We start from the raw sequence: 13,948 nt of genomic DNA on the forward strand, positions 1-13,948 counted from the left end.
TTATTATTGAATCAATTTTTTGAAATAAATTGGGTTGATATCAATAATAAAATCAAATTCTGAAGGTGCAGTTAAGAATGTAAACAGGGTTTTCGTAGGCCCATTGGGGTGGGGTTGCCTGAATTTGTTGGGGTTTTGATTCCTCCAACCATTGGGCAATAAATGGGCTTATCCATGGTAAAACAACGATGGCCGGGTAAAAATGAAACAATTGCTGATAGGACGACTGTTGCTGTTCGGTATCATTCTTAAGTTCTACCTGCACATCTTTGCACATGTCATTGTCGCTGCAGCAGCTGCCATCAGCTTCGCTATGGTCTTGATTGTGATGGTGTTCCACACAAAAAGGACATTGCTGATGAGTTACTTCGGCTTCATCCATCAAGGAGATCAACGTACGTTTTCCACAATGATGCATATAGATGGTTGCTCCTGTACTGCATACAGAATAAATCATCAAAAGCATTATGGCAACTATTTTTCTCATGGATAAATCAAAGATAGAAAAGTTTGAAACAATTGTGGAAAATTTTCTTTGTAATTTTCTTGTTTAAAAGAAGCTTCGATTATATATTCGAATAACTTTTATAGTAAACCTAAAAATATTATGGAACAATTAGCTGCACATCCTAGTTTGCTGTATATTGGTGTCGGGGGACTGACATTAGCGGCAGGCGTGGTCATTTTTTTATTTAATAAAATTCTCAATAGAGTTAATTAAGTAATTAAAAAAGGGGATGTGAGTCCCCTTTTTTAATAGCCTTATTTTTTGTTCTTGATGCCTCGGATGAATTCCGGAATCTTCGCTAAGTAATTTTCCTCACGAAGTAATTTGACAAAGGCGGTGCCGACAATGGCACCATGTGCATATTGGGTAGCCTTCTGGAAGGTGTCCTGGTTATGAATACCAAAACCTATCACTAAAGGGCTGTTTAAATCCATCGCTTGAATACGTTTGAAATAGGCTTCCGACTGTTCCTGTATATTTAATTGCTTCCCTGTGGTGGCATTCGAGGAGAGCAGGTAGATAAAACCGGTGGATAATTTATCGATCTTCCGGATGCGGTCCTCCGATGTTTGTGGAGTAACCAAGAAGATATTGCTGATGCCGTTTTCCTCAAAAATTGGTTGGTAGAGGGCTTCGTATTCATACATGGGTAAATCGGGAATAATCGTACCGTTAACTCCCACCTCTTTACAGGCTTTGCAAAAGGCCTCCACTCCAAATTGTAATACCGGATTGAAATAACCCATTAAGTAAACCGGAATGCTGACTTCTTTGCGTAAATCTTGGAGCTGCTGGAATAAGACCTTGAGGGTCATTCCGTTTTTTAGGGCTTCCTCCGAACTGTGCTGGATGGTAGGGCCATCGGCCACCGGATCGGAATAAGGGAATCCGATTTCCAAGAAATCTGCACCCGCGGCTTCCAAGGCTTTCGCTATTTCCAGGGTGCTATCTATATGGGGGTATCCTGCCGTAAAATAGATGGATAATAATCCATTGGCGTGTTTTGTTATCTGCATGCTCTTAAAATCCAAAATAGTTCATATAATTATCCAAATCCTTATCGCCACGTCCGGAAAGACAGATGACAACGGTCTCATCGCCTTTAAAGTTCATTTTCTCCAAATGCGCTAAGGCGTGTGAAGACTCGATAGCCGGGATGATACCTTCCAGCTTGGTCAGCAGTAGGCCGGCCTGCATGGCTTCATCATCCGTAGCACTTACATAGCTGCCGCGTCCTGACTTAAACAACCAGGCATGTTGCGGGCCGATGCCCGGATAATCTAATCCTGCGGAAATGGAATAAGGCTCGATCACTTGTCCGTCTTCGGTTTGCATCAGGATGGAACGGCTGCCATGCAGCACGCCTTCCTTGCCCAACACGGTAGTTGCCGCAGACTCGCCGCTGTTTACCCCGTGTCCGGCAGCTTCCACAGCAATCAATTGCACGTCTTCAGCGTCTAGGAAATGATAGAACATGCCGGCGGCATTGGATCCGCCACCCACACAGGCCATCACGATATCGGGGTTTTCTTTTCCTGTTTTCTCCAGGAGTTGCTTTTTGGTTTCTTCGGAAATAATGGATTGAAAGCGAGCTACCATATCGGGGTAAGGGTGTGGCCCTACCACCGATCCGATGATGTAATGTGTATCTACCGGATTGTTAATCCAATCGCGTAGCGCTTCATTGGTGGCATCTTTTAAGGTTTTGCTACCCGATTGCGCCGCCACAACGGTAGCTCCCATCATCTTCATGCGGGCTACATTAGGTGCCTGTCTTTTGATGTCGATTTCGCCCATATAAACCACACATTCTAGGCCTTTCAAGGCGCAAACTGTGGCTGTGGCAACACCATGCTGCCCGGCTCCGGTTTCGGCGATAATACGCTTCTTGCCTAAGCGCTCTGCCAATAAGATCTGGCCAATGGTATTGTTGATTTTATGGGCACCGGTATGGTTGAGGTCCTCGCGCTTGAGGTAGATGTTGGTTTTGTATTTTTCCGAAAGTCGGTTGGCCCGATATAAGGGGGATGGGCGACCTACATAATCCCGAAGGAGCTGTTCGAACTCTTGCTGAAAGGAAGGATCGGCCATAATATCGAGGTATTGCTGCTGTAGCTCTTCCACATTCGGGTATAACATTTCGGGGATATAGGCGCCACCAAATGGGCCATAATACCCTTCTTTATTTACTTGATATTTGCTCATGGTTGATTATTTTCAATGCTTTTTTTAAGGTATCTAGATCTTTTAAGCCGGGTTCTGTTTCAAATTTCGAGTTCAGGTCTAAGCCTATTAACCGGGCATCTGCAAAGGCAGGCACTTCCTTTAGGTTTTCTAGGGAAAGTCCGCCGCTTAAAAAATAGGGTTTATCGTAAGGGTAATCTTTCAGTTTATTCCAATTAAAGGCTTTTCCTGTTCCGCCGTAAGCAGCACTTTTGCTATCGAAGAGGAAATAATCGACGTATGGTAGATAGGGCGCTAAACGATCCCAGTTGAAATCATCGTCTATGCCGAAAGCCTTAATAATTTCTACGCCACTAGCCTGAAATGCTTGGCAGAAGGCCGCAGGCTCATCGCCATGTAATTGGATCGCATTCAGGTCGAAATCCTGGATATGCTGCTTAATCTGCTCTTGTGATTCGTTGACAAATACGCCGGTTTTCTTGACCGAGGCTGGGTAGCTGATGGCTAGCGGGCTAGCCAGATAACGAGGCGACTTCGGGTAAAAGATATGACCGATATAATCGATAGGCAATTGCAATAGCCCTTCAATATTGGCTTTCTCGCGCATACCGCATACTTTTACCAGGAGCTTTCCTTGCTTAGCCATGGATTAATTGTTTAAAGCTGTTCAAGGCTTTTAAGCCTAATAATGAAGATTCTGCTTCATAATAGCAATCGGCAAAGCTTTTCTCCGGATGGAAGGTTTTGATGCCGAAGGCTGCATTGCTTAATACGGCATTGTTCTGCGCGTCGGTACCATTTCCTTCAATAATCTGACGGAAGATCTGTGCGGCTTCCTCTACAGTGTTACCACCAGCCAGTGCATCGGCCTGAATCGGCTCGAAGCCTAATTCCTGTACGGTATAATAGTTTTCTCCGGCATTGTTAATCACTTTGAAATCGCCGGTTAAGGAGATTTCATCATAACCATCTAAAGCGTGGATAATGCTGTATTGCTTATCACTTCCCTGATACAGGTATGCGTATAATCGGGCTAATTCTAAGCTGAAGACGCCTACCGACTGGAACTTCGGATTTGCAGGATTGGTTAAAGGCCCCAACATATTGAAAAAGGTTTTAACGGCTAATGCTTTGCGAATGGGAGCAACGGTTTTCATGGCAGGGTGGAACAGGGGCGCATGTAGGAAACAGATGTTCGCGCGCTCGAGCTGCGCTTGCAACTGCTCCTTATCGTTGCTAAAGGTATAGCCAAGGTATTCCATCACATTGGAGGAGCCACAGCCCGAGGATACCCCAACATTGCCGTGCTTAGCCACGTGGTATCCCGCTCCGGCAACCACAAAAGACGCCAAGGTGGAGATATTGAAGGTGTTTTTACCATCGCCACCCGTGCCACACATATCGATAAGATCATAGCCCTGGAAGTCTACTTTATGGCAGAGATCGTACATGGCATCCCGAAAGCCGCCAAGCTCCTCCACACGGATGCTGCGCATTCCGTAGATGGTCATGAAAGCCGCAATCTGGTGGCTGTCGTATTTTCCTGTCGCAATATTCGTCAGGATGTTGTAAGCCTCTTGTCTTGTAAAAGACTTGTACTCAAATAAATGTATTAATATCTCTTTCATAATATGGCATAAAAAAAGGCTTGCCCACAAGGCAAGCCCACTATTTTTGTATCATTAAATTCAACGAATAGGATTTTGCCACAACATTAATTGTTGTGCCACCACCAAGCTGTATTTAAGATATTTATTGTCATTACTTATTGAACAAATATCAAAGATACTTTTGATATTTGCAAGAATTCTATTAAAAAAATGATTTTTTGCTAATAGGTTACGAAATGCGCCATCTCATTTCCTTTGGAAACCAAGGTAAATGATCTGATTTTATTCCCCTCCACATACAAGGCTGTTAGCAACCTGTTTTTGGAATACACAAAGACCATTTGCTCTACGTTTAAGCCTTCCGGATCGATATCCCGAACTTCTTTTTGCGGCAGTTCATGATACTTTTTAAACTGCAGTTCTTCGATTTTTTTTGTCGAGAGATTCAAGCGTATTTCCTGCAAAGAAGCTTCTAGGTAATCATACAACTCTTGGTCAGGATTCTTTACAATAACTTGTTCACTAAGAACGATATCTAAGGCTAAATCGAGGTCGGCTAAGTCCTGTATAAAGTGCTTCGCTACAGTAAGGCTGTTCGTTAATTGCGCACTCGATTTAGGCGCTTGCGCGGAAGCAAAATAAGGTATGATAATACTTATTAGTAGGAGTAGATGTTTTCCCATAGTGTTTGTTTTCTCTTTTTGACGAAGAAATCCCCGAAAGGATTAAATAAAAAGCGCCTTTTTATAAAAAGGCGCCTTCTATCATGTTTTTAGTATTCGTCTTCGTTGAAAAAGAAGTCATCCTTGGTAGGATAATCTGGCCAAATTTCCTCGATGTTCTCGTAAGGTTCACCATCGTCTTCTAAGGCTTGTAAATTCTCGATCACTTCTACCGGTGCTCCTGAACGAATAGCATAATCAATCAATTCATCTTTGGTAGCTGGCCAAGGAGCGTCTTCTAAATGCGAAGCTAATTCAAGTGTCCAATACATATCTCTTTAATTAAGTTTTACATTTTCGCAAAAATAATATATAATTTAACTAATGCAAGTAAAATAGTTGTAAATCTTTCTTAATTATTATATCTATCAGGAAGTCAGTGAATTAATTGTTGTTAGGTGCTGATGGAAATCCTTATTTCTTCCAGTTTTCCACCCATACTTTGTGCATTTTTTCATAAACCTCCTGTTCAATGCTGTCATGTCCCTTTTTTTCCTGCTCGGAAAAGAAGATAGGTTTTAATACAGAAATATGGATAACACCGGGTTTTGAGCCAAAGCGACCGCCATCGTCCCACATGATATCCCAGGCATTGTGGATAATAACCGGAAGGATCGCTGTACGGTTGTCCTGCGACATCTTGAAGGCGCCAGGCTTAAATTTATGCAGGGTAGGTGGGTATTCGTTATCAATGCTTCCCTCTGGGAAAATAACCAACGACTTCCCCTCGCGTAAGAGCTCTAGCCCACGCTTAAAGGCTTTAAAAGAAGATATTTTACTCTCCCGCTTCACCGGGATATCTATAGATTGAAAGAAGATCCGGGTCACGGGGTTCTTGAGCAGTTCCATTTTTCCCATAAAGGAAAAATGTTGCGGACAAAGGTAGGTCAATGCCGTAATATCAAGAATAGAGGTATGGTTCGGACAGAGGATGTAAGGGATGTTCCAATCGATCGGCTCTTCGTAATGCACCTTAAATCGGATACCCACAACGTGGATAGAAATCACACTGATCCACTTGCGGAACCACACGATAGCCTTATAGTGTTTCTGTGGGTTTTTAGCTAAGAAATAAAGTAGGGGATAGCAGAGGCTAAAAAATACAAGGACGGATATAAAATAGAGGAGCCTATGGAGTTTCTTGAATAAAAGTAACATTACCTACGTTCGTGTAAGTCGAAGATAAAAAAAATGCTTCACAAGCGTGAAGCATTTTTTCTTATTTACTTAATTCCGCGTAATACTTGTGGAACAAAGGAATGGTTTCAATACCTTTCAAGTAATTTTCGATACCGTATTTCTCGTTTGGCGAGTGCAGGTTATCACTATCTAATCCGAAACCTAATAACACAGTTTTAATACCTAATTCTTTTTCGAATAGGGCCACGATAGGAATAGATCCACCGCCACGCGTAGGTACAGGTTTCTTATTGAATGTTTCTTCTAAAGCTTTCTCCGCGGCTTGGTAAGCAATGCTGTCTGTCGGTGTAACTACCGGTTCGCCACCGTGATGCGGTTTAACTTCTACTTTTACAGAACTAGGCGCAATCTTTTCAAAGTGATCTTTGAATAATTTAGTAATACGCTCTGAGTTTTGGTTTGGTACTAAACGCATGGAGATCTTAGCAAAAGCTTTCGATGGCAATACAGTTTTCGCACCTTCACCGATATAACCACCCCAGATACCATTTACCTCAAGGGTAGGGCGGATACCTGTGCGCTCAATCGATGTATAACCTTCTTCACCCCAAACTTCATTAACACCAAGGTCAGTTTTGTATTCTTCCACATCAAATGGAGCTTCGTTTAAGGCTTTACGCTCTTCCGCTGTCAATTCGATAACATCGTCGTAGAATCCAGGGATAGCGATATGGTTGTTCTCATCGTGTAAGGAAGCGATCATTTTCGCTAGGATGGTTGCAGGGTTAGCTACAGCACCACCGTATACACCTGAGTGTAAGTCGCGGTTCGGACCAGTTACTTCCACTTCCACGTAGGATAGACCACGAAGACCTGTTTCTAGGGAAGGTGTTTCTAAGCTGATCATAGATGTGTCTGAAATGACGATAACATCAGCTTTCAAGCGTTCTTTATTGGCAGCTACAAAGATACCAAGGTTTGCAGAGCCTACCTCTTCTTCACCTTCGATCATGAACTTGATATTACATGCTAATTCGTTGTTCTTGATCATGTATTCAAAGGCTTTCACGTGCATGTAGAACTGTCCTTTATCATCGGCAGCACCACGTGCATAGATCTTGCCATCGCGTACGGTTGGTTCGAAAGGAGGAGTGTCCCATAATTCCAACGGATCGGCAGGTTGCACATCGTAGTGGCCATATACTAATACGGTTGGTAGGGAAGGGTCGAAGATTTTCTCTCCGTATACAATAGGATATCCAGCCGTTGGGCAAATTTCAACATTGTCGGCTCCGGCATCTTTCAATTTCTGAGCTACAAATTCGGCGGTATTCAATACCCCTTCTTTAAATTGCGGATCTGCACTTACAGATGGAAAGCGCAATAATTCAAATAATTCATCTAAGAAGCGGTCTTTGTTGGCTTCTACATAGTCTTTGATTTTTTGCATTTCAAATGGTTTTTACAAAGGTAATGAAATAAATTTTACTTAACCTGTAACTTTTCCTAGGGGGCTGCTACTTATAAATAAGTCATCATATTTTTCAGTATTTAGTGAAAAAGCTGTTAATGTATTGTTAAAAAGCAGGTTAACGTATCGGAATGTCAATATTACCTTCTAATTTCGTTCAGCCTTATACCCATACTAATCTATTACTATGAATTTTTTACGACAATTTTTATTTTTCCTCTTATTAGCCCTGCTCAGCTTGCCAAGTTATGCCCAGCGCAAGATCAGTGCTGAGGTTGTGGATGAGAGCGACAAGGCCAAGCTAAAGCAAGCTAGCGTGATGCTTTTGCAAGCGAAGGATTCTATCCTTGTCGACTTTGTACGTGTGCAGGAAAATGGAAAGTTTCAGATCCAAGCCAGTGATACGCTGGATTACCTTTTAATTGTCAGTTATCCGAAGTTCGGCGAATACTTTCAAACCATCAAAAAAGGGAATACCGATGTTGAATTAGGCGAGATTGCCTTGCAGAGTGCTGCCCGACTGATTGAAGAAGTATTGATTACCGGTAAGATACCAGTCGTGATTAAAGGGGATACCACCGAATACGATGCCTCCAGTTTTGTGACCGAGAAGAATGCCAAGGTAGAAGACCTGTTGCGCGTGCTGCCGGGGATATCTGTAGATGCCAGCGGGAAGATTACTGCGCAGGGGAAAACCGTAGAAAAAGTATTGGTGGATGGGGAAGAGTTCTTTGGTGATGACCCGACCTTAGTGACCCGTAATATCCGTTCGGATATGGTCGATAAGGTCCAAGTGTATGAGAAGAAGTCGGAGCAGGCCGAACGTACAGGCGTTGATGATGGGCAACGGGTGCAAACCATCAATGTAAAGCTGAGGGAAGACGCCAAGAACGGTATGTTTGGTAAAGTAGATGCCGGCGGAGGCCTGGATAGTGATAATGGTTATTATGTGGGCAAGCTGCTCTTCAATAAGTTCAATGGTTCTCAGAAAATTGGCGTATACGGAATTACCTCCAATGATGGTGATTACTTCTTGAATTGGAAAGATCAAGAACGCTTAGGCATCAATGAGAGCGTTGTGTTCGGCACGGGGAGTGTGATGGTTTTCGGGAGCTCCGATCCGTTTAGCAGCTGGGATGGCCGTGGTCATCCGCAAGCCTTGACTGGCGGTGTAACTTACCAGAACGATTGGAAGGATAAAAAACACAAGCTTAGCAGCAATTACAAATACGGACAGATCAAGAACGATACCTACGAAAATACGATTAGCCAAAACTCGACGGCCAGCAGTATCCTGGATCAAAACACCACGAAAGAGAGTAACGTCGATGCCAATCGCCATAAAATAATGGGTAAGTACGATGTGGCGATCGATTCCTTAACCAGCCTAACGGTGAAGATGTCGGCCGAGAAAACGCAATCAGAGCAGTTCTCCGGAGTAACGGGTGAAACCCAGCGCAATAACAGTTTAGTATCCACGAACTTCTCCGATCAGCAGGCCAATTCTACAAAAGATGTGATGACCTACGATGCCTACCTCACTCGAAAATTACGAAAAGTAGGGCGCTCGCTTTCCTTAAGTGTACGCGGTAGCAATGAACGCGAAGATGGCGATCTGAAGTTAAACTCCGAGCTCCATAATCACTTAACCGATAGTAAGGATATTATCGATCAATTGAAGGACTTGCAGTCCACTACAAGTAACCTAGCCACGAGCATCAGTTACACCGAGCCTCTAAGCGCGCGCTGGCGGGCCGATATTACCTATGATTTTACACAGGGCCTTGCTAGTACAACCACCAGTTCCTATAACAAGGGTGCCGATGGGAAATATTCCGAGTTCGATGAAGAATTCTCTAATGACTTCGATTTCGAAACCCGACGCAATGCGGCTACCCTGAATGTTTTTTACAAAACCGATAAAGTCGAGCTCAATATCATGAACAGACTGCGCTATGATGATATGTTCCAAAAGAATATCCTAGAGAACAACAAGCTGAGCCGCGATTATACGACCTATAATCCGGGGTTGAGATTTCGCTATAACCTCAATAAAAACAAGAGCATACATATCAACTTAGATCGCACGAGCGACTTGCCAAACCTCAGCCAGATCCAACCCTTACGTCAGAATACCGACCAAATGAACCAGACGATCGGGAATGAGAACCTGAAGCCGTCCAGCAGGAACAACATTGGATTCAATTACACGTCCTTTGATATCCTGAAGGGTAAGTTTGTGTATATGGGCGGAAACTACAGCCTCACGGAGAACCAGTTCTCGCAGAATGTCATTGTCTTTTCTGATGGTACGCGCGTGATGATGGCCGATAATATGGACAAAAACAGCCAATCTTTAAATTACTATTCCGGTTATGGATTCGATCTTTACAAAAAGCTACAAATCAAAAGTATGTTTGGTCTAAATGCGAGCTATAGTACCAACTACAACCGCATTCAGGAGATTGATGGATCATATTCACATGACTTCCTATTCCAATCCCTGCGTTTCGAGGATAATAAAAATACGAATATGCTTTACGGTGCTAACTTTGGCTTTGAGCGCCAGACCACCAAGGGTTTTGATTTCCGCATGAAGATTTCACCGAGCTGGAACCTGATGCGTTCCACCTTCACACCGGATCAAAATTCTGAAGGATTTGTATTAAATGGGACTAGTGATTTCACCTTATACCTGCCCAAGAAATTCCAATTCTATGGAAATGCAAATTATCAATATGAGGCTCCTACCAAGGTGTATGCCGAGAAGTTTGAACGTCTTTTGTTTTCGCCAGGGCTGCGCAAAAAGTTCCTGAAGAATGAAAGCTTAACGCTAGACTTTCAGGTTAAAGACCTTTTCAATCAAAATAAGGGATACAACCGTAGTCAATCGGCCAGTTCCTTTACCCAACAAACTTATACTACCATATCCCGTTACTTTATGTTAAAAGCATCTTGGGATTTTACCTCCATGAAAGTGTCGCAATAATATGATGAATAGAAGCTATATCACCTTATTTTTCCTGCTTTGCTTAGGTTTAATGCAAAGCCAGGCCCAACATGCCTTTTTCCCGGAACAAGGGATTATTACCTACGATAAAACCATTCACGTTAAAAATCTATTGAAGCGACAGCTGACCCTGATACCCGAAGGTGATATGCAACGCCGATTCCTGGAAAATATGATTCCCAATGCGCCTGAAACAGCGGTATTGCAGCGGACTTTGAACTTTACCCCAACGGAAGTGTCGGTAGAACCCGTTCCGAAAAACCATGAACCCTTTATTGCGCAGCTGATGCAATTTGGGATGCTGGATTATGGAACCAAATTCTATCAGAATTTCGCTAAAAACGAATCGCAGGTTAGTTTAGAATTCGGAGGATCCGCCATAATGATCAAGGATAGCCTGCCCTCAGTAAAATGGAAGATTACCAATGAATACCGCAATATTGCAGGCTACGACTGCCGACGGGCCAATGGCTTAACCCAAGACTCCGTGTATGTGGTAGCCTTCTATACCGATCAGATTCCAACCCCAGGTGGGCCCAATGTGATTCAAGGATTGCCCGGCATGATCTTAGGGCTGGTTATTCCAGAGCAGAATGTCAATATCTATGCTTCAAAGGTAGAGTTGACAGCAGCGAAGGTAAATACCGATCTGTTGAAGAAGAAAGGTGAGGTCGCCAGCCGAGAAGATACGCGGAAAAAACTGCTAGGCAGCTTAGGACGCTTTATTAAAGAAAAACAGTTCCATTACCTCTTTACGGCCATGTTCCTCTAAGGCCAGCGGAGCTTATAAAACATAAAAACCCGAATCATTGATTCGGGTTTTTATGTTTAAAACGGGTAAAATTAATTTTTACCGTCGTTTTTCTTAGCGGTGATTTCGTTACGAATATCTTGTGCTAAAGTTTTGATGTCTTGTAAACCTTTACGAACGCGAGTTCCAGCAGCAGAGTTGCCATTGTTAAAGAATTTTTCTGCATCAGCTTCGATTGAAGCTACTAGCTCTTTTAATTTAGTGTAGTTTTCCATTTTTTTAATTAATATAATTTTAGTTTTTCTTAATTAATTCTCTAAGATATTATAAATATACAAAAGGTATGCAAACAAAGCTAATTTTCCCGCTTTTTTTTATGTTTAAAAGCCTTTTTTATAGTATCTATTCTACGATTTTCAACTCGTCGATAATGTTCTGCGCACCGGCAAATTTATCGATAATGAAAAGAACGTAGCGGATGTCTACCGAGATTGTACGTTGTAATTTTGGATCAAAGATCACATCACCGGCCATCGCTTCAATGTTACCATCAAAAGCCAAGCCAATTAATTCACCATTTCCATTTAAAACCGGCGATCCAGAGTTTCCACCGGTGATATCTTGGTCGCTCAAGAAGTTCACAGGCAAGTATCCTGCGGCATCAGCATAGCGCCCGTAATCTTTCTTTTCGTACAATTCCATTAAGCGTTTTGGCAAGTCAAACTCTTCATCGTTCGGCTTGTATTTAGCTATGGTTCCCTCCAAGGTGGTGTAATAGTTTACTTTGGCATCGTTGCGTTTGTCTTTCGGTAAAGCTCTGATTGTTCCGTAAGTAAGTCGTAATGTGGAGTTTGCGTCAGGGTAGTATTTCCCTTTGGGGTCCATTTCCAATACCCCAGCGATGTATTTGCGGGAAGCCGCTTGGAAATCGTTGGTTAATTTCTCCAAGGTAGGATTAGACTCGCGGTATTTGTTCATCAAGGCAGAAGACAATTGGAATAACGGATCGTTCTCTACCAATTTAGCATCTGGATTGGCCATGTAAGCGGCTAATTTTTCTTTTGAACTCATGATGCTATTATCGAACGCTTTTTGAATATCAGCCTGGAAATTACCGCCATTTTTGTCGGCCATGCTGCGCACATAAGGAGCAATTTCTCCGCCTTTGGCTGCATATAGGTTCAACTCATCGGCCAATACATCAACCTCTAAAGGCAAGTAAACACCTTCGAAATTATCATTGATGTAAGCGTCTAATTGCGGTTGCATTTCTTTACGCTTAGCGGCGTTCTCACGGGCATATTGTATCATGCCATTCCCCAAGGAATAAGGTAATGCCGCAAAGGTAGACGAACGTAACATTCCCATCAGGAAGTTATCATGTCTAGCTTTCTCGTTAGTAGCTGCGTAATAAGCGTTAATAGTCGCAATTACGTCACCATATTTTTCTTTATTGGCCGGTTTATTCGCCCATTTGTTGAATTTCTTCTCTTGTTTAGCTTTGGTAGCTGCGGTTTTATGCTTGGTCAAGGCATCGATCATCCCTTGTCTGTTTTTCCAGTAGTTAGCAACGCCCGAGTATTTAGAAGCATAGTTAATGCGTACCGCTTGGTCTTTATCCATGTGTTTTTTCATGGCGTCCATACCTGTTTTCGAGGCTTCAACCCATGCCGGGTAAGCGAATTTCACGTTTTGGTCAATGCCTGCGGCGTTCATCCAACGGTTGGTACGGCCAGGGTATCCTAAAATCATGGAGAAATCACCGTTTTTAATACCTTTCAAGCTAACTGGCAAGAAGTATTTCGGTTTCAACGGCACGTTTTCTTTGGAGTAGGCTGCCGGGTTACCATTTTTATCGCCGTATACACGGAAGATGGAGAAGTCGCCGGTGTGGCGTGGCCATTCCCAGTTGTCGGTGTCACCACCAAATTTACCGATGCTGTTTGGCGGCGTACCTACCAAGCGCACATCCGTATAGTCTTGATACACGAAATAGTAAAACTCATTGCCGTTATAGAAAGAACGTACCGAAACCACGTATTTACCATTCTCGCTGTTTTCCGCTTGAATTTTAGCAATCTCTTGGTTAATTACACGTTCTCTATCTTTTTCTGACATCTTGTCGTTCACTAAGCTCAAAATACGCTTAGAAACATCGTCCATGCGCACGAAGAAACGTACGGATAGCGACTTTGGTTTCAACTCTTCGCTGTAGTTTTTCGCCCAGAAGCCATTGCTAAGGTAGTCATGCTCCGGCGTAGAGAGTTCCGCAATGGCATCATAGCCACAGTGGTGGTTGGTGAATACCAATCCTGAACCGGAAACAATCTCGGCAGTACAACCACCGTTAAACTGCACAATAGCATCTTTTAAGCTGGAGTTATTGATGCTGTAAATTTCCTCAGCAGAAAGTTTCAATCCTTTTTTCTGCATGTCTGCTTCGTTAAGGCGCTTGAGGTACATTAAAAACCACATGCCCTCGTCCGCAAACGAGAAGGTACTGGTGAGCACCAATACCATGAATAATCCTAATTTTTTCATATCAACCTTTT

The 13,948-nt window shown here is 42.9% G+C and carries 13 protein-coding genes; 2 read left to right on the plus strand and 11 right to left on the minus strand.

Annotated features, from left to right (window positions below):
- Positions 1 to 52: 52 nt before the first annotated feature.
- The 9 genes from GQF63_RS14830 to GQF63_RS14870 form a co-directional block, all read right to left on the minus strand.
- Complete coding sequence (locus GQF63_RS14830) at positions 53 to 487, minus strand: HYC_CC_PP family protein (RefSeq protein ID WP_160370024.1); 435 nt, start codon at positions 485 to 487, stop codon at positions 53 to 55.
- Positions 488 to 762: 275 nt separating this feature from the next.
- Entirely contained in the window at positions 763 to 1,524 is a 762-nt protein-coding gene (trpA, locus tag GQF63_RS14835; protein ID WP_160370025.1) for a tryptophan synthase subunit alpha, read from the minus strand.
- Between the two features lie 4 nt (positions 1,525 to 1,528).
- Positions 1,529 to 2,713: a tryptophan synthase subunit beta gene (trpB, locus tag GQF63_RS14840; protein WP_160370026.1), complete on the minus strand. Its 1,185-nt coding sequence runs from the start codon at positions 2,711 to 2,713 to the stop codon at positions 1,529 to 1,531.
- Positions 2,691 to 3,338 (minus strand): phosphoribosylanthranilate isomerase, encoded by a 648-nt coding sequence (locus GQF63_RS14845; RefSeq protein ID WP_160370027.1) that lies wholly within the window; start codon positions 3,336 to 3,338, stop codon positions 2,691 to 2,693. The genes trpB and GQF63_RS14845 overlap by 23 nt, the downstream gene beginning before the upstream one ends.
- Complete coding sequence (gene trpD, locus GQF63_RS14850) at positions 3,331 to 4,320, minus strand: anthranilate phosphoribosyltransferase (protein ID WP_160370028.1); 990 nt, start codon at positions 4,318 to 4,320, stop codon at positions 3,331 to 3,333. Before trpD ends, GQF63_RS14845 begins: the two co-directional genes overlap by 8 nt.
- Positions 4,321 to 4,523: 203 nt before the next feature.
- Positions 4,524 to 4,985: a hypothetical protein gene (locus GQF63_RS14855; protein WP_160370029.1), complete on the minus strand. Its 462-nt coding sequence runs from the start codon at positions 4,983 to 4,985 to the stop codon at positions 4,524 to 4,526.
- Positions 4,986 to 5,074: 89 nt separating this feature from the next.
- Positions 5,075 to 5,296, minus strand: coding sequence for a DUF2795 domain-containing protein (locus GQF63_RS14860; RefSeq protein ID WP_002996718.1), 222 nt, complete (start codon positions 5,294 to 5,296; stop codon positions 5,075 to 5,077).
- A 142-nt stretch (positions 5,297 to 5,438) separates the two neighbouring features.
- Positions 5,439 to 6,182: a lysophospholipid acyltransferase family protein gene (locus tag GQF63_RS14865; RefSeq protein ID WP_160370030.1), complete on the minus strand. Its 744-nt coding sequence runs from the start codon at positions 6,180 to 6,182 to the stop codon at positions 5,439 to 5,441.
- A gap of 61 nt (positions 6,183 to 6,243) precedes the next feature.
- Positions 6,244 to 7,614 (minus strand): dipeptidase, encoded by a 1,371-nt coding sequence (locus GQF63_RS14870; protein WP_160370031.1) that lies wholly within the window; start codon positions 7,612 to 7,614, stop codon positions 6,244 to 6,246.
- A 208-nt stretch (positions 7,615 to 7,822) separates the two neighbouring features.
- On the opposite strand from GQF63_RS14870, the gene GQF63_RS14875 reads away from it, so the two are divergent.
- Together GQF63_RS14875 and GQF63_RS14880 are read left to right on the plus strand one after the other, a co-directional pair.
- On the plus strand, positions 7,823 to 10,624 hold the full coding sequence (locus GQF63_RS14875; RefSeq protein ID WP_160370032.1) for an outer membrane beta-barrel protein: 2,802 nt from the start codon (positions 7,823 to 7,825) through the stop codon (positions 10,622 to 10,624).
- A gap of 1 nt (position 10,625) precedes the next feature.
- Positions 10,626 to 11,417: a GLPGLI family protein gene (locus GQF63_RS14880; RefSeq protein ID WP_160370033.1), complete on the plus strand. Its 792-nt coding sequence runs from the start codon at positions 10,626 to 10,628 to the stop codon at positions 11,415 to 11,417.
- Between the two features lie 71 nt (positions 11,418 to 11,488).
- Here the strand turns inward: GQF63_RS14880 and GQF63_RS14885 are convergent, their stop codons facing one another.
- On the minus strand, positions 11,489 to 11,671 hold the full coding sequence (locus GQF63_RS14885) for a histone H1 (RefSeq protein WP_160370034.1): 183 nt from the start codon (positions 11,669 to 11,671) through the stop codon (positions 11,489 to 11,491).
- A gap of 127 nt (positions 11,672 to 11,798) precedes the next feature.
- Complete coding sequence (locus GQF63_RS14890) at positions 11,799 to 13,937, minus strand: S46 family peptidase (RefSeq protein WP_160370035.1); 2,139 nt, start codon at positions 13,935 to 13,937, stop codon at positions 11,799 to 11,801.
- Between the last annotated feature and the right edge of the window lie 11 nt (positions 13,938 to 13,948).

Origin of the sequence: Sphingobacterium humi, from assembly GCF_009768885.1 — a bacterium.
In the GTDB taxonomy this organism is placed as follows: domain Bacteria; phylum Bacteroidota; class Bacteroidia; order Sphingobacteriales; family Sphingobacteriaceae; genus Sphingobacterium; species Sphingobacterium humi.

Coding starts and splice junctions, on each gene's coding strand:
- GQF63_RS14830 (WP_160370024.1), bottom strand. CDS start 487: ATGAGAAAAATAGTTGCCATAATGCTTTTGATGATTTATTCTGTATGC.
- trpA (WP_160370025.1), bottom strand. CDS start 1,524: ATGCAGATAACAAAACACGCCAATGGATTATTATCCATCTATTTTACG.
- trpB (WP_160370026.1), bottom strand. CDS start 2,713: ATGAGCAAATATCAAGTAAATAAAGAAGGGTATTATGGCCCATTTGGT.
- GQF63_RS14845 (WP_160370027.1), bottom strand. CDS start 3,338: ATGGCTAAGCAAGGAAAGCTCCTGGTAAAAGTATGCGGTATGCGCGAG.
- trpD (WP_160370028.1), bottom strand. CDS start 4,320: ATGAAAGAGATATTAATACATTTATTTGAGTACAAGTCTTTTACAAGA.
- GQF63_RS14855 (WP_160370029.1), bottom strand. CDS start 4,985: ATGGGAAAACATCTACTCCTACTAATAAGTATTATCATACCTTATTTT.
- GQF63_RS14860 (WP_002996718.1), bottom strand. CDS start 5,296: ATGTATTGGACACTTGAATTAGCTTCGCATTTAGAAGACGCTCCTTGG.
- GQF63_RS14865 (WP_160370030.1), bottom strand. CDS start 6,182: ATGTTACTTTTATTCAAGAAACTCCATAGGCTCCTCTATTTTATATCC.
- GQF63_RS14870 (WP_160370031.1), bottom strand. CDS start 7,614: ATGCAAAAAATCAAAGACTATGTAGAAGCCAACAAAGACCGCTTCTTA.
- GQF63_RS14875 (WP_160370032.1), top strand. CDS start 7,823: ATGAATTTTTTACGACAATTTTTATTTTTCCTCTTATTAGCCCTGCTC.
- GQF63_RS14880 (WP_160370033.1), top strand. CDS start 10,626: ATGATGAATAGAAGCTATATCACCTTATTTTTCCTGCTTTGCTTAGGT.
- GQF63_RS14885 (WP_160370034.1), bottom strand. CDS start 11,671: ATGGAAAACTACACTAAATTAAAAGAGCTAGTAGCTTCAATCGAAGCT.
- GQF63_RS14890 (WP_160370035.1), bottom strand. CDS start 13,937: ATGAAAAAATTAGGATTATTCATGGTATTGGTGCTCACCAGTACCTTC.